This window comes from Coralloluteibacterium stylophorae (assembly GCF_018122625.2).
GTDB lineage: Bacteria > Pseudomonadota > Gammaproteobacteria > Xanthomonadales > Xanthomonadaceae > Coralloluteibacterium > Coralloluteibacterium stylophorae.
Genome location: NZ_JAGQFT020000003.1, coordinates 103,934 through 125,471 on the forward strand (window position 1 = coordinate 103,934; position 21,538 = coordinate 125,471).

A 21,538-nucleotide genomic window follows, 5' to 3' on the forward strand; every position below is an offset into this window, starting at 1 on the left:
GCGGCGGGGCGCCGGCGGTTCGGGTCGGGGCGCGCATCGACGGCGGGGCGTCAGCCGGAGGCCGGCACGCCGAGCTCCTCGAGCAGGTGCGGGGCCGGATAGACCTCGTCCAGCAGCCAGCGCAGGTAGCGCATGTCGACGTGGATGGCGCGCTTGTAGCGGGGATCGAACTTCCAGCTGGCGCTGACCGCCTCCCAGTTGCTGTCGAAGTTGAGGCCGATCAGCTCGCCGTCGGCGTTGAGCACCGGCGAGCCGGAGTTGCCGCCGGTGGTGTCGAGGTTGGTGAGGAAGTTGACCGGCACGCTGTCCAGGCGCGGATCGACATGCTCGCCGAAACGGCGCTGGGCGATCGCCTCCAGCAGCGGCGCGGGCGCGTCGAACGGCACCTCGCCGGTGTGCTTCTCGACGATGCCGGCGACGGTGGTCACCGGCGCATGGCGCACCGCATCGCGCGGCTGCAGGGGCTCGACGCGGCCGTAGCTGACGCGCAGCGTGCGGTTGGCGTCGGGATACACCGCCATGCCCTGCCCTTCGCGCCAGGCCACCAGCGCCTGCATGTAGGCCGGACGCAGGCGCAGGTCCTCGCCCTCGCGCGCCTTGCGCGCGTCCTCGATGCGCAGCAGCGCCGGCATCAGCGCCGCGGCGAGCGTCACCAGAGGATCGGCGGCGAGCGCGCGCCCCTCCCGGGCGGCGGCGAAACGCGACAGCCGCGCGTCCTCCTCGCCCAGCGCCGTGTCCGCGTACAGCGTGTCCAGGGCCGCGTCCAGCGCCTCCGGGGTGCGGCCGAAGGCGGCGTCGAACTCGGGCAGGCGCTGCGCCTCGGGCAACGCCTGGTAGCGCTCGAGCAGGGTCGCCAGCAGCGCCTTCTCCATCGCCGGTGCGTAGCGGCGCTGGACCTGGCGCAGCTGGCCTTCGATCAGGCCGTGGTCGCGCACCTGGTAGCCGCTTTCGCGCCCGGCATCGGGCCTGGACGACTCGATGCGCAGGCGCTCCAGGGTCAGCGCCGCGCGCAGCAGCTGGGCCTGGCCGGCGACGAGGCCGACCAGCAGATCGCGCTCGCGGGTGGCGGCCGCGTCGGCGACGAGCGCCTGCAGGTCGGCGATCGGCGCGGCGAGTTGCGCCGGCGTGGCCGCGAGCATCGCGCGCTCGTCCGCGGCGCGCTCGCGCACCGCGTCGCTGCGGCGCAAACCCTCGAGTTCGCCACGATAGCGCTTCTCGCCGTTCTTGAGCGAGGCCAGCTGCGAGGCGTAGCGGGTGCGCGCATCGGCGTCGGTCGCGCCGACGCGCTCGATCGTGTCGACCAGCGCGGAGAGCACCTCGACCTGCGCCGGCAGCCGCCAGTTGACCTGCTGGTCGAACTCCGCCGCGGTGCGGTGGCGGTAGGTGATGCCGGGGTAGCCGGCGAGCATGGCGAAGTCGCCCTCGGCCGGCCCGGTGGCGGCCATCCGCAGGTGCGAGGGCGGCGCATAGGGCACGTTGTCGGCGGCATGGTCGGCCGGCCTGCCGTCGCGGCCGACGTAGGCGCGCAGCAGGGTGAAGTCGCCGCTGTGGCGCGGCCACATGAAGTTGTCGACCTCGTCGCCGTAGTTGCCGATCGCGCGCGGCGGCGCATAGACCAGCCGGATGTCGCGCAGCTCGAGCTGGGTCACCAGGTGGAACGAGGTGCCGTAGAACATGTCGGCCACGCTGCAGCGCACGTCGCCCTGCGCCTCGCACTCGGCCACCAGCGCCTTGGAGGCGGCGTCGACCGCATCGTGGTAGGCGCGGCCGCGCTTGCCACGCGCCTGCCCCAGCACGCGCTCGGTCACGTCCTCGAAGCCGGTGGTGACCAGCACCCGGTAGTCCGGATTGGCCGGCAGCTCGGCGCCGCGGTCGGCGGCGACGTAGCCGTCGGCGATCAGGTCGCGGCCCGGCTTCGAGTTGTACTGGATCACGCCGAGCGCGACGTGGTGGTTGGTCAGCAGCAGGCCATCGGCGGAGACGAAGCTGCCGGTGCCGCCACCCACCCGCACCACCGCGTCGAGCGGGGCGCGGGTGAGGTCGGCGAGGTCGCGCGCGTCGCCGCGGAAGCCGGCCTCGCGCAGCGCGTCGGCGATGTCCGGCAACTGCGACGGCAGCCACATGCCCTCGTTCGCCTGCGCCGGCAGGCCCGCGGCGAGTCCCACCGCCAGCAGCGTGCGCCGGATCATCGCGCCTCCTCCCCATGCGGCAGGCCCATCTCCTCGAGCAGGTTGTCCGCGCCGGAGACGGTGTCCATGACCCAGCGCATGTAGCGCGCGTCGACGTGGATGGAGCGGGTCACGTCCGGGTTGAAGACGTAGTCGGAGGCGAGGCTCTCGTAGTTGCCGTCGAACAGCAGGCCGACGAGCTCGCCGCGGGCGTTGAGCGTCGGCGAGCCGGAGTTGCCGCCGGTGGTGTCGACGTCGCTCAGGAAGTTCACCGGAACCGCGTCCAGCGCCTCGCCCCGGTAGCGCGCGCCGGCGCCGGCGGCGATCGCCTCGAGCTCGGCGGCCGGCGCATCGAACGGCTCCGCGCCGGTGTGCTTCTCGGCGATCCCGGCGAGCGTGGTGAACGGCTCGTAGCGCACGGCGTCGCGCGGGGCATAGCCCTGCACGGTGCCGAAGGTCAGGCGCAGCGAGTTGTTGGCGTCGGGATAGACCGGTCGGCCCTGCGCGGCATTGAAGTCGATGGTCGCCTGCATGACCTGCGGACGCAGCACCGAGAAGCGGCCCTCGCGCGCCTTCTCCGCGTCCTCGATGCGCCGCAGGGCCGGCGCGATCGCCACCGCCAGCGCGAGCGCGCTGTCGTCGGACGCCTCGATCGCCGCGGCATCGGCGCCGAACCAGCGCAGCCGCGCCTCGGTGTCGCCGAGGGCGGTGCCGGCGTAGAGCGCGTCGAGGCGCGCGTCGAGGTCGTCGACGGAGGTTCCGCCCGGCGCCAGGCCGAGCCAGCGGTCGAGCTCGGCCACGCGCTGGTCCGCCGGCAGCGCCGCATAGCGCTGGAGCACGAAGGCCAGCAGCGCACGGTCGACCTGCGGGTCGTAGCGGCGCTCGAGCTGGCGCAGGCGCGCCTCCTGCCGCGGCCGGTCGCGCGCCTGGTAGCCGGCCTCGCGCTCGGCGTCGGGGCGGGCGCTCTCGCGGGCCTGGCGGTACAGCAGGTTGGCGCTGCCGACCAGGCCGCTGCGGCCGAGCAGGCCGACCCACAGGTCGCGCTCCCGCGTCGCGCGCTCCGCCGCGATCTCGGCCTCGAGCGCGGCGACCGCCTCGCGCTGCGCGCGCCGCGATGCACCCTGGTCGCCGAGCCAGGCCAGCAGCGCGGCCTCGGCCGCCTGCTTGTCGGCCACTGCATCGATGCGGGCGAAGCCGTCGCGCTGGCCGCGGTAGAGCTTGAGCGCGTTGTTGAGGCTGGCGACCGTCGCCGCGTACTTGATCGCGGCCTCGTCGCGGCCCTCGGTCTGCCGCCCGATGATGTCGAGCGAGCGCTCGAGGTAGTCGATCATCGTCGGCAGGCGCCAGTCGATGGCCGCGGCGACCTCGCTGGCGCGGCGGTAGCGGTTGGTGCTGCCGGGGTAGCCCGCGACCATGACGAAGTCGCCCGCCTCCGGACCCTGCTCGGCCACCCTGAGCCAGCTGTCCGGGCGGTAGGGCACGTTCTCCTTGGCGTAGTCGGCGGGCTTCCCGTCCGGGCCCACGTAGGCGCGCATGAAGCTGTAGTCGCCGGTGTGGCGCGGCCACTCGAAGTTGTCGACGTCGCCACCGAACTTGCCGATGGCGTCCGGCGGCGCATGCACCAGGCGCACGTCACGGATCTCCATCTGCCGGACCAGGTAGAAGCGCAGGCCGCCGAAGAAACTGTAGACGCCGCAGCGCAGGCCGCCCGGCGCCTCGCAGTCGGCGACCAGCGCCTTGGTCGCCGCGTCGATGGCATCGAAGCGCGCGCGGTCGTCGAGCCCGGCCGGCAGCGAACCGGTGACCCGGTCGGTGACCTCGTCGATGGCCTGCGTCACGTAGACGCGCAGGCTGGGGTCGGCCGGCAGCTCCTCGTCGAGGCTGCGGGCGAGGAAGCCGTCGCTGATGAGGTCGCGTTCGGGCGTCGAGTTGTACTGGATCGCGCCGTAGGCGCAGTGGTGGTTGGTGACGATCAGGCCCTGCGGCGAGACGAAGCTCGCGGTGCAGAAGCCCAGCCCGATCACCGCGTCGAGCGGATGGCTGGTGAGGTCGCTGAGGTCGGCGGGATCCATCTCCAGCCCGCGCTCGCGCAGCACGTCGGCGAGGTCGGCCATCTGGTGCGGCTGCCACATGCCTTCGTCGGCATGGGCGGCAGGCGCGGCGAGCGCCGCGGCGAGGGTCAGGACAAGGACGCGCAGGCGCAAGACGGGCTCCGGGGTTTCGCAGGCGAATCCATGACCATAGTCATGCCTGGGCCGGGTGCGGATGTGCCGACGGTCATGGTCGGCGGTGCGTTCACCGTGCGCCGGTATAATCGACGGTCTTTGGCTGGTGCGCGTCGCACCGGCCCCGGAAGGGACTTTCGACGATGGCGCAGACGATGAAGGCGCTGGTCAAGCGCAACGCGACCGAGGGCATCTGGATGGAGGAGGTGCCGGTGCCGGCACCCGGCCCGAACGAGGTCCTGGTGCGGGTGGAGAAGACCGCCATCTGCGGCACCGACCTGCACATCTACAAATGGGACGAGTGGGCGCAGCGCACGATCAGGCCGGGCCTGGTCATCGGCCACGAGTTCGTCGGCCGCGTGGCCTTGCTCGGCCCCGGCGTCACCGGCTATGCGGTCGGCGACCGCGTCTCCGCCGAGGGCCACATCGTCTGCGGGCACTGCCGCAACTGCCGCGCCGGGCGCCAGCACCTGTGCCCGAACACGGTCGGCATCGGCGTCAACCGCGACGGGGCCTTCGCCGAGTACGTGGTGATGCCGGCCAGCAACCTGTGGCCGATTCCCGACGCCATCCCGTCTGAACTCGCCGCCTTCTTCGACCCCTACGGCAACGCCGCGCACTGCGCGCTGGAGTTCGACGTGGTCGGCGAGGACGTGCTGATCACCGGCGCCGGCCCGATCGGCGTCATCGCCGCCGGCATCTGCAAGCACATCGGCGCGCGCAACGTGGTGGTCACCGACGTCAACGACTACCGGCTCAAGCTCGCCGCCGACATGGGCGCGACCCGCGTGGTCAACGTCGCCAACACCTCGCTCAAGGAGGTGATGAAGGATCTCCACATGGAGGGCTTCGACGTCGCCCTGGAGATGAGCGGCAACCCGCGCGCCTTCAACGACATGCTCGACTGCATGTACCACGGCGGCCGCGTGGCCCTGCTCGGGATCCTGCCCAACGGCGCCGGGATCGACTGGGACAAGGTCATCTTCAAGGGCCTGGTGATGCACGGCATCTACGGCCGCCGGATGTACGAGACCTGGTACAAGATGACCCAGCTGGTGCTGTCCGGCTTCCCCCTGGGCAAGGTGCTCACCCACCAGATCCACGTCGACGATTTCCAGAAGGGCTTCGACCTGATGGCCTCCGGCCACTGCGGCAAGGTGGTCTGCAGCTGGACCTGACGCGCCGGTCGCCGGCGCGCGGATGCGCGGCGCCGGCGACGGTCCTCCCCACCCGAACCCGCGGCCCACGACCGCACCCTCCGTGCCCCCCTCCCCCGTTCCGCCGCTGCGCGCGCATCGCCGCAGCCCGTGCTGGCTGATCCTCGTCCTCGTCTGCACCGCCGGCGCCGCGCAGGCCGAGACCGAATCCGAACCCCTGCTGCCCGCCGTCGACCTGGTCGCGCCGGAACTGCTCGCCGGCCCGGGCTGGAACGTGCGTGCCATGGCGCGCATCCACGGCTACCAGGCGCGGTTCGTGATCGATACCGACTGGGGCACGCTCGAGGCCGAGAGCGTCGGCGTGCTGGCCCAGCGCGTGGCCGAGATGCCGGCCATTCCCGTGGTGCAGGACGCCACCGTCACCGGCGTCCTCGGCGAGGCCGGCCTGGACCAGGTCTCGGGCCCGGCGCGGGCGCTGTGGAACGTGGTGAGCAACCCCGTGGACGCCGTGGTCGGCCTGCCGGAGGGCGTCTTGCGCTATTTCGGCGAGCGCCTGCGCAGGATCCGCGACCGCGCGACCAAGCTCGGCGACCGCGCCGGCGACCACATCTTCGGCAACGGCTCGCCCTACCGCGATGCGGACGCGCCGATGAGCGCATGGCGCGCGCCCCTGCCGGACGCCGAAGGGGAGGACGAGGAGGCCTGGTGGGCCGACAACGACGTCAGCAAGGAGTCCGTGCGCCTGGTCAAGGGCGAGCTGCGCTTCAACCGCCTGCGCCGCGAGATCGCCGCGCGGCTGGGCGTCGATGCGGGCACGGACAATCCGCTGATCCGCCCGCGCCTGGATCGCCTGGCATGGATGGCGACCATCGGCCGCATCGGCGTGGACCGCATCTACACGGTGCTGACCGCGGGGGCCTCGGACGTCCTCGGCACCGCGGGCACGATCGACAGCAACGTGCTGTCGCTGCCCGACGAGGACGCGCGCGCGCGCAACGACGAGCGCCTGGGCTACGTCTGCGCGGACCCGGAGCTGCGCTACGACTTCCTCTGGCGCGGGCGCTTCTCCTCGACGCAGCAGACCCTCCTGGTCGACCGCCTGCTGCGGCTGGCACCCGCCGAAGGCTGCGAGGCGCTGCTGGAGACCGCGCTGATGGCGCGCAGCGGGATCGAGACGCGCTTCGTGCTCGACGCCCTGGGCCAGATCGAGCGCCATTTCGGCGACGCCGGCCGCGGCGGGCGGTTCGTGCCGCAGGGCGCGATCCTGGCGTACCTGACTCCGGGCAACGAGTTCGTCCTCCCGCTGCCAGTGGACTACCTGAGCTGGACGCCGCAGATGCAGGAGTGGTTCGACAGTCCCGGCATCGGCGACCACCCCTATCGCACCGTGCTGGTCGGCGGCCGGGTCAGCGACCTCGCCGAGCGCGAACTGACCGTGCGCGGCTGGAGCATCGTCAGCCGCGCGCCGTACCCGGACGCGCCGCCCTACGCGACCGCCGTGCTCGCCCCGTCCGCGCCGGCGACGACCGCCCTGCAGTGACCGCGCGCCTCACGTGACGCCCTGCCGCGCCCGGCTAGACTGCGCACTTTCGCCGCATCAACGGACCGCCATGTCGCTCACCGCACGCTACACCACCGAACTCGACGCCATCCGCGAGCAGGGCCTGTTCAAGCGCGAGCGCATCATCGTCTCGCCGCAGTCGGCCGAGATCGAGCTCGAGGACGGCCGCCGCGTCCTCAACTTCTGCGCCAACAACTACCTCGGCCTCGCCGACCATCCGCGCATCATCGACGCGGCCAAGAAGGCGCTGGACACCCACGGCTTCGGCATGGCCTCGGTCCGCTTCATCTGCGGTACCCAGGACCTGCACAAGCAGCTCGAGGCGAAGATCGCCGCCTTCTTCGGCCAGGAGGACACCATTCTCTACGCCGCCTGCTTCGACGCCAACGGCGGCCTGTTCGAGCCGCTGCTGGGCGAGAACGACGCCATCGTCTCCGACGCCCTCAACCACGCCTCGATCATCGACGGCGTGCGCCTGTGCAAGGCCAGGCGCTACCGCTACGCCAACTGCGACATGGCCGACCTCGAGGCCCAGCTCAGGCAGGCGCGGGCCGACGGCGCAGGCACGATCCTGATCACCACCGACGGCGTGTTCTCGATGGACGGCTTCATCGCGCCGCTCGACCAGATCACCGCGCTGGCGAGGAAGTACGACGCCCTGGTCCATATCGACGAATGCCACGCCACCGGCTTCCTCGGCGCGACCGGCCGCGGCTCGGCGGAGGTGCGTGGCGTGCTGGATCGCATCGACATCGTCACCGGCACCCTGGGCAAGGCCCTGGGCGGCGCGGTCGGCGGCTTCACCACCGCCAGGCGCGAGGTGATCGAGATGCTGCGCCAGCGCTCGCGGCCCTACCTGTTCTCCAACTCGCTGCCGCCGCACGTGGTCGCCGCCGGCATCGAGGTCTTCGACATGCTCGAGGAGGCGGGCGACCTGCGCGAGACGCTCAAGGCGAACACCGCGCATTTCCGCGAGCGCATGACCGCGGCGGGCTTCGACCTCAAGCCCGGCGAGCATCCGATCGTGCCGGTGATGCTCTACGACGCGCCGCTCGCGCAGCGCTTCGCCGAGCGCCTGCTGGAGGAAGGGATCTACGCGATCGGCTTCTTCTTCCCGGTCGTGCCCCGCAACCAGGCGCGCATCCGCACGCAGATGTCGGCGGCGCACACGCGCGAGCAGCTCGATCGCGCGATCGACGCCTTCGTCCGCGTCGGCCGCGAACTGGGCGCGATCAAGGACTGAGGCGGCGTCCGTGCGGGCATCCCTGCGCCACCGCTTCCTGAAGGCGGTGGCCACGGATGCCGACGCCATGCCCTCCGGCGACGGCTGGACCACGCGCTGTCTCCATTGCCGGACGCGGCTTGAGGTCGGAGCCGACGGCACCCCGCTCGGCGCGGCCTCGCTCGAACACGTGGTGCCGCGCGCGTGATTCGGCAAGCGCGCGGCGGCGGACCTGGTCGCACGGGTCGGCGGGGATCCCGACGACGCGCGCAACCTCGCCCTGGCCTGCGCGCGCTGCAACCAGGGCAAGGGCACGGGTCCCGACGCGCGCGGGCCGCAGGATGCACGCGCGCACGCGGTCGTCGCCGCCCTGCTCGACACGCGCCTGCGTCGCTGGCGCGAGCCATCCGGCTCAGGCTGAGCCGGGGCTCCGCAGCGCATCCACCTCGGCGGGATCGAGCGCCCGCCACTGTCCCTTGGCGAGGTCGCCGAGCGCCACCGGCCCGATCGCCACCCGCACCAGCCGCAGCACGCCCAGGCCGTGCGCGGCGAGCAGGCGCCGGATGTGCCGGTTGCGGCCCTCGTGCAGTTCGATCTCGAGCCAGGCGGTGCGCGGGTTGTCGCGCAGCAGGCGCACCGCGTGCACGCCGAGAACCTCGCCGGCATCGACGGCACCGGCGCCGATGGCGCACAGGCGCTCGTCATCGACGGGCCGGTCCACCTGCACCCGGTAAGTCTTGACCGGTCCCGTCTGCGGCGCGGTGATGCCGGCCGCCCAGACCGGATCGTTGCTGAAGAGCAGCAGGCCTTCGCTGGCCTGGTCGAGCCGGCCCACCGGGGCGACGTGCGGGAGCCCTGCGCCCTCGAAGCAGCGGAAGACGGTGTCGCGTCCGCGCTCGTCGCGCGCGGTGCAGACCAGGCCGCGCGGCTTGTTGAGCGCGAGGAACAGCGGCACGGCGGCGCCGGTCGCGGCGCCGTCGATCTCGATGCGTGCGCGCTGCGGGTCGGCGGGCCGCTCCGGGTCCAGCACCGGCCTGCCGTCGAGCCGCACGCGGCCCGCGCGCACCAGCCGCTCGGCTTCGCTGCGCGAGCACAGGCCACGCTTGGACATGACCCGGGCGATGCCGTAGCGCACGCCGGTGTCGCGGCGCGTCGGCGGCGTCATCGCCGCACCCCCGTGGGCGAGCAGAGGTCGACCCCTGGCGGGCGCCTCATGCATCCGCCGCAATGCCGGCGCATGGCCGCCGCACGCGCCCGCCGGGCGGCTTTCAGTCCTGCGTCTCGACCTGTTCGGCGGCGGGCACCGCCGCTGCCGGCGCCGCGGCCGGGGCGGCCTTGGAGATGGTGATGCCGCGCTCCTTCATCCACGCGTCGAAGTCCGCCGCGGTGAACTTGGTACCGGCATTGAAGCGCCAGGGCTTGTTGTCCCATTCGGTGCGCTTCTGGTAGCCCGCGGCGGCGGAGACGTTCTGGCAACCCTCCAGGCGCAGCCGGAGCAGCACGCGGTCCACCGACTGCATCTCGTCCGCGGTCCTCGCCATCAGCCCGCTCGGCGCGCCCAGGCGGCTGCCGCCTGCCGGGAGTTCCATCGCCACCGCCGGGATCCCGGTGGGCCGGACCGGCCGCGGCTCGGGCACCACCGCGCCGGCGCAGGCCGGGTCGGCATGGGCAGCGAAGGGGGCGAGAGCGAGGGCTCCGAGAACGGTGGCCGACAACAGGATGCGCGACATGGCAGAGAGGACCGGAGTGACTTGATATCGAAGTCTAGGAAGTCGCCGTAAGTCCTTCAATGGCAACGAGCCAAAGCCGACGAACGGACAAAAAAGAAGCCCGGCACGAGGCCGGGCTTCGAAGGGTACAGCAATCCCGAACGGTAATCAGTTCTGGACGTTGAGCTCCGTGCGGCGGTTCTCCGCGCGGCCTTCCGGATTGTCGGTGCCGTCCGGGTTGGTGTTCGGAGCGATCGGGCGGCTCTCGCCGTAGCCGACCGGACCCACCAGACGCGACGCGGCGATGCCCTGCTGCTGCAGGTAGTCGTACACGGCACGGGCGCGGCGCTCGGACAGGCCCTGGTTGTACTGCTCGGTACCGATCGAGTCGGTGTGGCCGGCAACCTCGACACGCAGGTCCGGGTAGTTCTGCAGGACCTGGACCGCCTCGTTCAGGACCGAAACCGCGTCCGGACGCAGGGTGGCCTTGTCGAAGTCGAAGTTCACGCCACGCAGGTCGATGGTGACCGGAACCGGGCAGCCATCCGGACCGACCGGGGTACCCGGCGGGATGTCCATGTTGTCGCAAGGACCAGCCGGCGGGGCCGGCGGCGGCGGCGGCGGCGGCGGAGCCGGGGCGACCGGCGCAGCCGGCTCCGGCCCGAGCTTGACGATGACGCCGATCGAAGCCAGCGCGTCGACGAACTCGTCCTCGCCCGGAGCGTTGAAGCTGCTGTCGTCGAAGTTCACGCGCGCACCGACCTCGGTACGCAGCGCGGCGCGGCCGTAGTCGGCCTGCAGACCGACGCCGACATTGGCGGCGAGGTAGTTGTCACGACGCTGGCCCGGCGAACGCGCGTCCGGCGAGATGTCGAACTCCTCCTCCGAGCGCTGCAGGCCGAGGCCGAAGCGCACGTAGGGCCACCAGGTCTGGTCGCTGGTCGCGTCGCGGAAGTGGTAGCGGGCGTCGACCGACGCACCGTACTGGCTCCACCAGAGATCCTGGTTGGAATCCATCTCCGGGTTCTGGTAGTTCAGGGTGAAGTCCAGCGACCAGTTCGGGTCGATGAAGCGACCGAAGCTGATCTCGCCGAACGGCGTGTCTTCCGTCCCACGATCCGAATCCTGGAAGTTGAAGCCGGCGGCGGCGCCGACGTACCAGCGGTCGTCGTAGTCTTGCGCCATCGCGGTGGAGGCCACGCCCATCGCGCCGAGCAGGGCACAGCACAGGAGTTTCTTCTTCATTACACGCTCCTTGGAGAAATACCGTCTGAAACGTAAGGGTGGTGACGGCCCGTTCGGCGCGCCATCTGGTGCAGCTTATCGGCACGCCGTGAAGAGGAGGTTAACACCGTCGTAACGATCCTCACGTACCCACCCGGCGCTCAGGCCGCGAACAGTTCCATCAGCTTCGTGACGGGCATGTTCACGAACCCCTGCGCGTCGCCCGCCGCGGCGATGATCGCCTCGGCGCGGTCAGCCGGAAACTGCGCCCGGATGGCGGCCTCGAACTTGCGCATCAGCACCGGGATGCCTTCTTCGCGACGGCGCCGGTGACCGATCGGATAGTCGATCGAGACCTTCTCCGTCGACGAGCCGTCCTTGAAGAACACCTGCACCGAATTGCCGATGTAGCGCTTCTCGGGGTCGAAATAGTCCTTGGTGAACTGCGGGTTCTCGACCACCTCCATCTTCGCGCGCAGCGCGTCGATGCGCGGATCGGCGGCGACGGCATCGCCGTAGTCGTCGGCGGTGAGGCGGCCGAAGATCAGCGGCACGGCGACCATGTACTGGATGCAGTGGTCGCGGTCGGCGTAGTTGGCGAGCGGGCCGGTCTTGTCGATGATGCGCACGCCCGCTTCCTGCGTCTCGATGACGATCTTCTCGATCTCATCGATCCTGGAACCCACTTCGCCGTGCAGCGTCATCGCGCACTCGACCGCGGTCTGCGCGTGGAACTCGGCCGGATAGCTGATCTTGAACAGCACGTTCTCCATCACGTAGCTGCCGAAGGGACGCTCGAACTCGAACGGCTTGCCGTTGAAGGCGATGTCGTAGAAGCCCCAGGTCTTGGCCGACAGGGCGCTCGGGTAGCCGACGACGTTCTTGTGCACGGCGTTGAGCGCATGGGTGACGGCGCGACGGCAGGCATCGCCGGCAGCCCAGCTCTTGCGCGGACCGGTGTTCGGAGCATGGCGGTAGGTGCGCAGCACGCCGTTGTCGATCCAGCTGTGCGAGACGGCGTTGCGGATCTGCTCCTTGCTGCCGCCGAGCATGGCGGCGCTTACCGCCGTCGACGCCAGCCGCACCAGGATGACGTGGTCCAGGCCGACGCGGTTGAAGCTGTTCTGCAGCGCGTACACACCCTGGATCTCGTGGGCCTTGACCGCCCAGCCGAGGACGTCGCCGACGGTCGGTGCCGCCCTGCCCTCCTTCTCCGCCTGCCGCCCCTGCCAGTCGGCGACGGCGAGGATGGCGCCGAGGTTGTCGGAAGGATGGCCCCATTCGGCCGCCAGCCAGGTGTCGTTGAAGTCGAGCCAGCGGACCTGGGTGCCGATGTTGAAGGCGGCCTGCACCGGGTCGAGCTCGTAGTCCGTTCCGGGCACGCGCGCGCCGCCGGCGAGCGTGGCGCCCGGCACCAGCGGGCCGAGATGCTTGGTGCAGTCCGGGAACTTCATCGCCAGCATCGCGCACGCCAGCGAGTCGAGGAGCATGTAGCGCGCCGTGTCGATGACCTCCTGCGACTCGACGCGGTAGTCGGCGACGTAGTCGGCGACCGCGGCGATCGGCGCATCGAACTCCGGACGCACGGCGGAACGGATGTCGTGGTGACTCATGGCTTTCCTGCTGGTTCGGACGAGGTCGCGCATTCTGCCAGAGCGGGTCGACAGTCACAGGCAGCCGACCCGCGCAGCGCGCGTGCACGGGCCCCAGGTTGCATTGCGCGGGCACCTCCGAAGGTCACGTCGGCTCCCGCGCACTACCACAACGCGTCGTCGAACCGTGAAGAGCGGGTTCACCCTTCGTTGTGATTTGCGTGGATACCGTGCGCGCCATTGCAGACCCGCGGCCTGTGGCCCCGCGGGTTTTTTGTGAGCCGGTGACGCGATGCGTTGGCTTCACCGGGCAGCGAAACGGCTTCAAGCCGTGCGTCCCCATCACGCCAGGCAGGTCCTTCCGTTGTCGCGTCCTTGCAGCTCGCTGCACGGGCGCGGAAGGCCGCGCAACGGAGCAAGGAGAACGCCATGAAGTTGAGCCTGATCCTGTGGCTCGCGCAGTTGCTTCCGCAGCCGGTCGCCGACCCGCTGTGCCTGACCACCACGGTCTACCTTGAAGCGCGCAACCAGTCGGTGGTCGGCCAGCGTGCCGTGGCCGAAGTCGCCATGCGGCGCCTGGAGAGCGGCCTCTGGGGCGACAGCGTCTGCGAGGTGGTCACAGCGCGCGGCCAGTTTGCGCCCTCGCTCGTGCATCCCGGGCACCGCCTCAAGAACCTGGAGGCCTGGACCGCTTCGGCCGCGATCGCGCTCGATGCCGAGCACCAGTGGTCGCTCCCGCCGGAGCAGCGCAAGGAAGTCGTCCCGGGCGCGAGCCACTTCGCCGCGCTCTATGCGACTCCCTCCTGGCGCTCCTCGCACAAGGTCGCGACCATCGGCGACCACGCCTTCTATCGGGTGCTGCGCCTCTGACCGCAGCAGCGGCGGCCGGCGGCCGCACGCCACCGGCAGCACCTAAAAGGCCCCGCATCGCGGGGCCTTTTCGCTGCCTTGCGTCGGAAGCCTCTCAGACCGTGCGCTCGGCGATCGGCACGAACTGACGGTCCTCGGGCCCGGTGTAGTTGGCGCTCGGGCGGATGATCTTGCCGTCGATCCGCTGCTCGATGATGTGCGCGCTCCAGCCGGCGGTGCGGGCGATGACGAACAGCGGCGTGAACATCGCCGTGGGCACACCCATCATGTGGTAGCTGACGGCACTGAACCAGTCGAGGTTGGGGAACATCTTCTTGATGTCCCACATCACCGACTCCAGCCGCTCGGCGATGTCGTACATCTTCATGCTGCCCTGCTCCTGCGAGAGCTCCTGCGCGACCTGCTTGATCACCTTGTTGCGCGGGTCGCTCACCGTGTACACGGGGTGGCCGAAGCCGATGACCACTTCCTTGCGCTCCACGCGCGCGCGAATGTCGGCCTCCGCCTCGTCCGGCGTGTCGTAGCGCTTCTGCACCTCGAAGGCGACCTCGTTGGCGCCACCGTGCTTCGGGCCGCGCAGCGCGCCGATGCCGGCGGCGACGGCCGAGTACATGTCGCTGCCGGTACCGGCGACCACGCGCGAGGCGAAGGTCGAGGCGTTGAACTCGTGCTCGGCGTAGAGGATCAGGCTGGTGTGCATCGCCCGCACCCACGACTCGCGCGGCGCGCTGCCGTGCAGCAGGTGCAGGAAATGGCCGCCGATCGAGTCGTCGTCGGTGTCGATCTCGATGCGCACGCCGTTGTGGCTGTAGTGGTACCAGTACAGCAGCATCGAGCCCAGCGAGGCCATCAGCCTGTCGGCGATGTCGCGCGCGCCCGGATGGTTGTGGTCGTCCTTCTCCGGCGCGATGCAGCCCAGCACCGACACGCCCGTGCGCATCACGTCCATCGGATGCGCCGAGGGCGGCAGCTGTTCGAGGGCGACGCGCACCGCCGCGGGCACGCCGCGCAGCGACTTCAGCTTGGCCTTGTAGCCGCGCAGCTCGGCCGCGGTCGGCAGCTTGCCGTGCACCAGCAGGTAGGCGATCTCCTCGAACTCGCTGGTGGTGGCGAGGTCGAGGATGTCGTAGCCGCGGTAGTGCAGGTCGTTGCCGCTGCGCCCGACGGTGCACAGCGCGGTATTGCCGGCGGCGGTGCCGCTGAGCGCGACCGACTTCTTCGGCTTGAAGGTCGGGTTCGGAGTCTCGGACATGGACTGTCTCCTGGAATGATGCGGGGCGGCCGCGGCGCGTCGGCCGCGGCGTCATGGCGGCGACTCAGCCGTGCTTCTTCGCGTAGAGCGCGTCGAGATGCTGCTCGAAGGCGTGGTAGCCGATGCGCTCGTACAGCTCCTCGCGCGTCTGCATCCGGTCGACGACGTTCTTCTGGTGGCCATCGCGGCGGATGGCGGTGTAGACGTCCTCGGCGGCCTTGTTCATCGCGCGGAACGCCGACAGCGGGTACAGCTGGATGCCGACGCCGACCGAAGCCAGCTCGTCGCGGGTGAACAGCGGGGTCTTGCCGAACTCGGTGATGTTGGCCAGCACCGGCACATCGAGCGCGTCGACGAAGCGCCTGTAGGTCTCGAGGTCGTAGGCGGCCTCGGCGAAGATGCCGTCGGCGCCGGCCTCCACGCACTTCTGCGCGCGCTCGAGCGCGGCGTCCACGCCGTCGACCGCGATGGCGTCGGTGCGGGCGATGACGAAGAAGTCCGGATCGGTGCGCGCATCGACCGCGGCCCTGACCCGGTCCACCATCTCGTCCGCGCTCACGATCTCCTTGCCGGGACGATGGCCGCAGCGCTTGGCGCCGACCTGGTCCTCGATGTGGCAGGCGCCGGCGCCGGCCTTGATCAGCGACTTGATCGTGCGCGCGATGTTGAACGCGCTCGGGCCGAAGCCGGTGTCGACGTCGACCAGCAGCGGCAGGTCGCAGACATCGGTGATGCGGCGGACGTCGATCAGCACGTCCTCCATCGTGTTGATGCCGAGGTCGGGCAGCCCGAGCGAACCGGCGGCGACGCCGCCCCCGGACAGGTAGATCGCCCGGTAGCCGGCGCGCCTGGCCAGCAGGGCGTGGTTGGCGTTGATCGCGCCGATGACCTGCAGCGGCGATTCTTCTTGCAGCGCGGCGCGGAAACGCGCGCCGGCGGAGAGCGTCTGGCTCATGCCACCTCCGTGATGGAAAGCCCGCCATTCTAGCCGCGCGGCGGGAACGTCCCATCTTGCGCCGCAGCGCGTTACGCGGCGGCGAAGCGCGACGGGAGCGACGGCGTCAGCCGCCGTAGTCCGGTCCGCGCGCGAGCGCGCGCTTGATCTCCTCCAGCGCATTCGGATCGTCCAGGGTCGACAGGTCGCCCGGATCACGATGCTCGCTGATCGCCGCCAGCGAACGCCGCAGCAGCTTGCCGGAGCGGGTCTTCGGCAGCGCGTCGACGATGTAGATGCGGGCCGGTCGCGCGACCGCACCGAGCTGCGCGGTGACGCGCTCGGCCATGCCGCGGGCGGCGGCGTCGCGCGCGGCCTCGTCGCCCGCCGCGCGCAGCGTCGCGAACACCACCGGCACCTGGCCCTTGAGTTCGTCGGTGGTGCCGACCACGGCCGCCTCGGCGACGGCCGCATGGCCGGAGACGATCTCCTCGATCTCGCGCGTGCCCAGGCGATGCCCGGCGACGTTGATGACGTCGTCGGTGCGGCCGAGGATGTAGGTGTAGCCGTCGCCATCGCGCACCGCCCAGTCCAGCGAGCTGTAGAGCAGCTCCTTGAAGTGGCTGAAGTAGCTGGAGAGGAAACGCTTGTCGTCGTTCCACACCGTCGACAGGCAGCCCGGCGGCAGCGGCGGCTGGATCACCAGCACGCCCTTCTCGTTGGGTCCGGCGTCGCGGCCGGTCGCCTCGTCGATGACGCGCAGGTTGAAGCCGAGGTTGGGCAGGCCCGGCGATCCGAACTTCGCCGGCTTGAGGTCCAGGCCCGGCAGCAGGCACAGCACCGGCCAGCCGGTCTCGGTCTGCCAGTAGTTGTCGATCACCGGCTTGCCGAGGCCGTCGTTGATCCAGCGCGCGGTCGGCTCGTCGAGCGGCTCGCCGGCCAGGAACAGCCAGCGCAGCGCCGACAGGTCGTACTTCCGGAGCCACGCGGCGTCGTGCTTCTTCAGCACGCGGATGCCGGTCGGCGAGGAGAACATGGTGCGCACGCGGTACTTCGCGCACAGCGACCACCAGATGCCGGCATCGGGGCTCGTCGGCAGCCCCTCGTAGAGCAGCGAGGTCGCACCGACGATCAGCGGGCCGTAGACGTTGTAGCTGTGTCCGACCGCCCAGCCGACGTCGGACGTCGAGAACATCACCTGCCCGGGCCCCACGTCGTACACCGTGCGCATCGACAGCGCCATCGCGACCGCGTGCCCGCCGACGTCGCGCTGCACGCCCTTGGGTCGGCCGGTGGTGCCGGAGGTATAGAGCAGGTAGCTCGGTGCATTCGATTCCAGCCAGGCGACCGGCACCTCGGCATCGGCATGGCGCGCGACGAGTTCCGCGTAGTCGAGGTCGCGCCCCGCCACCCGCTCCAGCCCGGGATCCAGGCCGCGGTCGACGATCAGCACCTTCGGCGGCGCGTGCGCGGCCTCGGCGAGCGCCGCGTCGACCAGCGGCTTGTAGCGCACCAGCTTGCCGCCGCGCATGCCGGCGTCGGCGCAGATCAGGAGCTTGGGCCGGGCATCGTCGATGCGCAGCGCCAGGTTGTGCGCGGCGAAGCCGCCGAAGACGACGGAATGGATCGCACCGATCCGCGCGCAGGCGAGCATCGCCACCACCGCCTCGGCGATGTTGGGCATGTAGATCACCACCCGGTCGCCGACGCCGACATCCAGCGACTGCAGGACCGCCGCGGCGGCGGAGACCTCGCGGTGCAGCTGCCGGTAGGTCAGCTCGCGGGTCAGGTCGGTCTCGGTCGAGACCGCCACGAGCGCGAGCTGGTCGCCGCGCGCCTCCAGGTGCCGGTCGACCGCGTTGTGGCAGAGGTTGGTGGTGCCGCCGACGAACCAGCGCCGGAACGGCGGGTGCGAGTCGTCGAGGATCCGCTCCGGCGCCCGCTGCCAGTCGATCGCCTTCGCCTGCTCGGCCCAGAACGCCTCCGGCTGTTCGATCGACCAGCGGTAAACCTCCTCGTAGCTGCTGCCGTGCTGGCTCATGCGCAACGCCCTGCTCCTGCGATGCGCCTAGGCTAGGACGCCGCGCCGGCGAAGGATTTTCGACCTTGGTCGAAACGCGCACGCGAGGTGAAGCCGGCGCGACCGCCGGCGTCCAGCACCGTCCCCGACCGTGCACGAAAAAGGGCGGCCGAGGCCGCCCTTCCACGTACGCAGGCGTTGCCGCCGTTCAGCCCAGCAGATGCGCCACGCCGCTGCGCTCTTCCTCGAGCTCGGCCAGGGTCTTGTCCATCATCTGGCGGCTGTAGTCGTCGATCTCGACGTCCTTGACCACCGTGTACTCGCCGTTCTGCGTGGTCACCGGCACGCCGCAGATCACGCCTTCCGGCACGCCGTAGCTGCCGTCGGAGGGCACGCCCATGGTGACCCACTTGCCGTTCGAGCCGAGCGCCCAGTCGCGGATGTGGTCGATCGCGGCGTTCGCGGCGGAGGCCGCCGACGAGAGGCCACGCGCCTCGATGATCGCGGCGCCGCGCTTGCCCACCTTCGGGATGAAGGTCTCGCGGTTCCAGCTCTCGTCGTTGACCAGGTCCTTGAGCTTCTTGCCGCCGGCGGTGGCGAAGCGGTAGTCGGGATACATCGTCGGGCTGTGGTTGCCCCACACGACCAGGCCCTCGATGTCGCCGACCGCCACGCCGGCCTTCTCGGCGAGCTGGCTGAGCGCGCGGTTGTGGTCGAGGCGCAGCATCGCGGTGAAGTTCTTCGACGGCAGGTCCGGCGCCGACTTCATCGCGATGTAGGCGTTGGTGTTGGCCGGATTGCCGACCACCAGCACCTTGACCTCGCGCGAGGCGACCTTGTTCAGCGCCGCGCCCTGCGCGGTGAAGATCTTGGCGTTCTCCAGCAGCAGGTCCTTGCGCTCCATGCCCGGGCCGCGCGGACGCGCGCCGACCAGCAGCGCGATGTCGGCGTCCTTGAACGCGACCTCGGCATCGTCGGTGCCGACGACGCCGGCCAGCAGCGGGAACGCGCAGTCCTCCAGCTCCATGATCACGCCCTTCAGCGCGGCCTGGGCCTTCTCCATCGGCAGCTCGAGCAGCTGCAGGATGACCGGCTGGTCCTTGCCCAGCATCTCGCCGGAGGCGATCCGGAACAGCAGCGAATAGCCGATCTGGCCGGCAGCGCCGGTCACGGCAACACGAACGGGGGTCTTCATGTGGGGGTCCTCGTCTGGCGGATCAGTAGATGTCGTAGCCGAGCGGCGCGAGCCGTGGCCCGAGCTGGTCGGGGCGGTAACCCTGGACCACGTCGCGGCCGATCACCGTGATCGGCACGCCGCGCAGTCCCAGCGCGCGGGCCGCGTTGCGCCCCGCCGCGGTGTCGTAGTCGAGCAGCCGGTAGCGCACGCCGCCACGCTCGAAGTCCTGCACCTGGCGCTGGCAGAAGCCGCACCAGTCGGCGGCGATCAGCACGATCTCGTCGTCGTGCAGGCCGACGCGGGGATCGTCCGCGTCCAGGCCTGCGGCGTCCTCGACGTGCGCGGACGCGGCGCCGCAGCCGCCCCAGGCGAGCGCGGCGGCGACGAGGGCGGCGGCGAGGATGCGCAGGATCGGCATCGGCGTCAGGTCAGCTCCGCGAAGAACTCGCGGATGCGCTCCATGCCCGGCGCCAGCTGCGCCGTCGGGCAGGTGTAGCTGATGCGCAGCGCGCGCGGCTCGCCGAAGGCGGAACCGGGGACGCAGGCCACGCCCTTGGCCTCGAGCAGCGCGTTGCAGAAGTCGATGTCGTTCTCGATCCGCATCGCGCCGTGGGACTTGCCGAAGGCGCAGGAGATGTCCGGGAAGACGTAGAACGCGCCCTGCGGCCGCGGACACACGACGCCCGGGATCGATTCCAGCACCGCCATCACCTGGTCGCGCTTGTCCTGGAACTCGACGCACTTGGCGTTGGGCACGTCCTGCGGCCCGCTGAGCGCGGCCACGGCGGCCGCGTTGACGATCTCCGGCACGCTGGTGATGGCGTTGGAATTCAACGTCACCACCGCCTTGATCACCTCGGCCGGACCGAGCAGGAAGCCGACGCGCCAGCCCGGCATGCCGTAGGTCTTGGACAGCGAGTCGGCGAAGACCACCCGCTCGCGGAGCTCGGGGCGCGCGTGCACGAAGTTGTGGTAGCCGAGGCCGTCGAAGACCATGCGGTTGTAGATGTCGTCGGTGATCACCCAGGTGTCCGGGTACTTCACCAGCACGTCGGCGAGCGCCTCGATCTCCTCGCGCGAATAGACCATGCCGGTCGGATTCGACGGGTTGTTGAACAGGAACACGCGCGGCTTGGACTGCAGCGCGGCGTCGAGCTGGGCCGGGGTGAGCTTGTAGTCCTGCTCGGGCGGACACGGCAGGGTCGTGACCTTGGCGCCGACGATGTCGGCGATGTCGAGGTAGCTGGTCCAGTAGGGCGTCGGAAAGACGATCTCGTCGCCCTCGTCCAGCAGCGCCTCCGCCAGGCTGTAGAGCGAGTGCTTGGCACCGACGTTGACCACCACGTTCTCGCGGCCGTAGCCGGTGAGGCCGAGCGGCTCGACGTGCCTGAGGAAGGCATCGAGCACCGCCGGATCGCCGCGGTTGCTGCCGTACTGGCCGGAATCGGTCGCCAGCGCCTCGCGCACCGCGGCGTAGACGTGGTCGCCGGGCAGGAAGTTCGGCACGCCGATCGAGAAGCTGATGATGTCGCGGCCTTCGGCTTTGAGCTGCTTCGCCTTTTCGGCAACCATCATGATCGCGCTGGGCTTGGCGCGACCCATACGCTGGGCGAGCTGCGGCATCGAAGACCTCGTGCGGCTGAAGGGAAGAACGCGGCGAAAAGCCGCGGAATGGTAGCACGCGCCGTGCGCCACCTCCGGGGGGCACGGCTGCTGGCGCAGTCCCGGAGCCAGGCGCCGGGACTGCACCGACGCGATCAGGCGTCGAGCGTCTTGTTCCAGTCGGCGACGCGGTCGGCCTTGGCGGCGAGCACGGCGTCGGCATCGCCCTCGATCGTGACCTTGTCGATCAGGTCGTCGCCCCTGATCGCGTCGACGACCTTCTGGTCGGACGCGTCGATCACCTTGCCGAACACGGTGTGCTTGCCGTCCAGCCACGGCGTGGCCACGTGGGTGATGAAGAACTGGCTGCCGTTGGTGTTGGGGCCGGCGTTGGCCATCGACAGCACGCCGCTGCCGTCGTGCTTCAGGCCGTTGTTGGCCTCGTCCTCGAAGCGGTAGCCGGGACCGCCGCGGCCCGAGCCCTCCGGGCAGCCGCCCTGGATCATGAAGTCGGGGATGACGCGGTGGAACTTCAGGCCGTCGTAGAAGCCGCGGCGCACGAGATTGACGAAGTTGGCGACGGTCAGCGGCGCCTGCTCCGGAAAGAGGCGGACGCGGATGGGGCCGCGCTCGGTGGCGAAGGTGGCGATCAGGTCGGTCATGGGTGGTCTCGCGATGGATGGGGTGTGGGTCGGGGGCACATGGGGACGATCGGCGGGGCTCACAACGTCCGCCCGGCGCGCCGGCCGTCGCCGCCACGCCACTGCCGCGCCCCGCGGCCGTATTTCCTTTATAATTCTGCGGTTCCCTTCCCAGTCCGCGCGC

At 70.6% G+C, this 21,538-nt stretch carries 17 protein-coding genes and 1 pseudogene; 5 read left to right on the top strand and 13 right to left on the bottom strand.

Annotated features, from left to right (window positions below; all coding sequences use genetic code 11):
* Positions 1 to 50: 50 nt before the first annotated feature.
* A complete protein-coding gene (locus KB893_RS05215) occupies positions 51 to 2,189 on the bottom strand; it encodes a S46 family peptidase (protein WP_246505429.1) in 2,139 nt (712 codons plus the stop codon).
* Complete coding sequence (locus KB893_RS05220) at positions 2,186 to 4,372, bottom strand: S46 family peptidase (RefSeq protein WP_246505431.1); 2,187 nt, start codon at positions 4,370 to 4,372, stop codon at positions 2,186 to 2,188. Before KB893_RS05220 ends, KB893_RS05215 begins: the two co-directional genes overlap by 4 nt.
* A 164-nt stretch (positions 4,373 to 4,536) precedes the next feature.
* On the opposite strand from KB893_RS05220, the gene tdh reads away from it, so the two are divergent.
* The 4 genes and pseudogenes from tdh (at position 4,537) to KB893_RS05240 (ending at position 8,754) form a co-directional block, all read left to right on the top strand.
* Positions 4,537 to 5,571 carry an L-threonine 3-dehydrogenase gene (gene tdh, locus KB893_RS05225; protein ID WP_213173511.1) on the top strand — a complete coding sequence of 345 codons (1,035 nt, stop codon included), beginning with the start codon at positions 4,537 to 4,539 and terminating at the stop codon, positions 5,569 to 5,571.
* An 82-nt stretch (positions 5,572 to 5,653) separates the two neighbouring features.
* Positions 5,654 to 7,090, top strand: coding sequence for a hypothetical protein (locus KB893_RS05230; RefSeq protein WP_211928066.1), 1,437 nt, complete (start codon positions 5,654 to 5,656; stop codon positions 7,088 to 7,090).
* Between the two features lie 70 nt (positions 7,091 to 7,160).
* Entirely contained in the window at positions 7,161 to 8,354 is a 1,194-nt protein-coding gene (gene kbl / locus KB893_RS05235; RefSeq protein ID WP_211928065.1) for a glycine C-acetyltransferase, read from the top strand.
* A gap of 10 nt (positions 8,355 to 8,364) precedes the next feature.
* Positions 8,365 to 8,754: pseudogene (locus tag KB893_RS05240) on the top strand (HNH endonuclease).
* Here the strand turns inward: KB893_RS05240 and KB893_RS05245 are convergent.
* The 4 genes from KB893_RS05245 to KB893_RS05260 form a co-directional block, all read right to left on the bottom strand.
* Complete coding sequence (locus KB893_RS05245) at positions 8,746 to 9,498, bottom strand: pseudouridine synthase (RefSeq protein WP_246505432.1); 753 nt, start codon at positions 9,496 to 9,498, stop codon at positions 8,746 to 8,748. The pseudogene KB893_RS05240 and the gene KB893_RS05245 overlap by 9 nt on opposite strands.
* A gap of 103 nt (positions 9,499 to 9,601) precedes the next feature.
* On the bottom strand, positions 9,602 to 10,054 hold the full coding sequence (locus KB893_RS05250; RefSeq protein ID WP_211927906.1) for a hypothetical protein: 453 nt from the start codon (positions 10,052 to 10,054) through the stop codon (positions 9,602 to 9,604).
* Positions 10,055 to 10,210: 156 nt separating this feature from the next.
* The gene (locus KB893_RS05255) at positions 10,211 to 11,287 is read right to left on the bottom strand and encodes an OmpA family protein (RefSeq protein WP_211927905.1); all 1,077 of its coding nucleotides are present in this window, start codon (positions 11,285 to 11,287) and stop codon (positions 10,211 to 10,213) included.
* 140 nt (positions 11,288 to 11,427) lie between these two features.
* The gene (locus KB893_RS05260) at positions 11,428 to 12,879 is read right to left on the bottom strand and encodes a bifunctional 2-methylcitrate dehydratase/aconitate hydratase (protein WP_211927904.1); all 1,452 of its coding nucleotides are present in this window, start codon (positions 12,877 to 12,879) and stop codon (positions 11,428 to 11,430) included.
* Between the two features lie 408 nt (positions 12,880 to 13,287).
* On the opposite strand from KB893_RS05260, the gene KB893_RS05265 reads away from it, so the two are divergent.
* A complete protein-coding gene (locus KB893_RS05265) occupies positions 13,288 to 13,728 on the top strand; it encodes a cell wall hydrolase (protein WP_211927903.1) in 441 nt (146 codons plus the stop codon).
* A gap of 94 nt (positions 13,729 to 13,822) precedes the next feature.
* On the opposite strand, the gene prpC is transcribed toward KB893_RS05265, so the two are convergent.
* The 7 genes from prpC to KB893_RS05300 form a co-directional block, all read right to left on the bottom strand.
* Positions 13,823 to 14,980: a bifunctional 2-methylcitrate synthase/citrate synthase gene (gene prpC / locus KB893_RS05270; RefSeq protein WP_213173513.1), complete on the bottom strand. Its 1,158-nt coding sequence runs from the start codon at positions 14,978 to 14,980 to the stop codon at positions 13,823 to 13,825.
* 64 nt (positions 14,981 to 15,044) lie between these two features.
* Positions 15,045 to 15,935 (bottom strand): methylisocitrate lyase, encoded by an 891-nt coding sequence (prpB, locus tag KB893_RS05275; RefSeq protein WP_213173514.1) that lies wholly within the window; start codon positions 15,933 to 15,935, stop codon positions 15,045 to 15,047.
* 106 nt (positions 15,936 to 16,041) lie between these two features.
* Entirely contained in the window at positions 16,042 to 17,955 is a 1,914-nt protein-coding gene (prpE, locus tag KB893_RS05280; protein ID WP_211928083.1) for a propionate--CoA ligase, read from the bottom strand.
* 187 nt (positions 17,956 to 18,142) lie between these two features.
* Positions 18,143 to 19,129, bottom strand: a complete 987-nt coding sequence (locus KB893_RS05285) for a malate dehydrogenase (RefSeq protein WP_213173515.1) — start codon at positions 19,127 to 19,129, stop codon at positions 18,143 to 18,145.
* Between the two features lie 22 nt (positions 19,130 to 19,151).
* Positions 19,152 to 19,529 carry a glutaredoxin family protein gene (locus KB893_RS05290; RefSeq protein WP_211928159.1) on the bottom strand — a complete coding sequence of 126 codons (378 nt, stop codon included), beginning with the start codon at positions 19,527 to 19,529 and terminating at the stop codon, positions 19,152 to 19,154.
* 5 nt (positions 19,530 to 19,534) lie between these two features.
* On the bottom strand, positions 19,535 to 20,734 hold the full coding sequence (locus KB893_RS05295; RefSeq protein WP_211928158.1) for a pyridoxal phosphate-dependent aminotransferase: 1,200 nt from the start codon (positions 20,732 to 20,734) through the stop codon (positions 19,535 to 19,537).
* A gap of 134 nt (positions 20,735 to 20,868) precedes the next feature.
* Complete coding sequence (locus KB893_RS05300; protein ID WP_211928157.1) at positions 20,869 to 21,375, bottom strand: peptidylprolyl isomerase; 507 nt, start codon at positions 21,373 to 21,375, stop codon at positions 20,869 to 20,871.
* Positions 21,376 to 21,538: the final 163 nt, after the last annotated feature.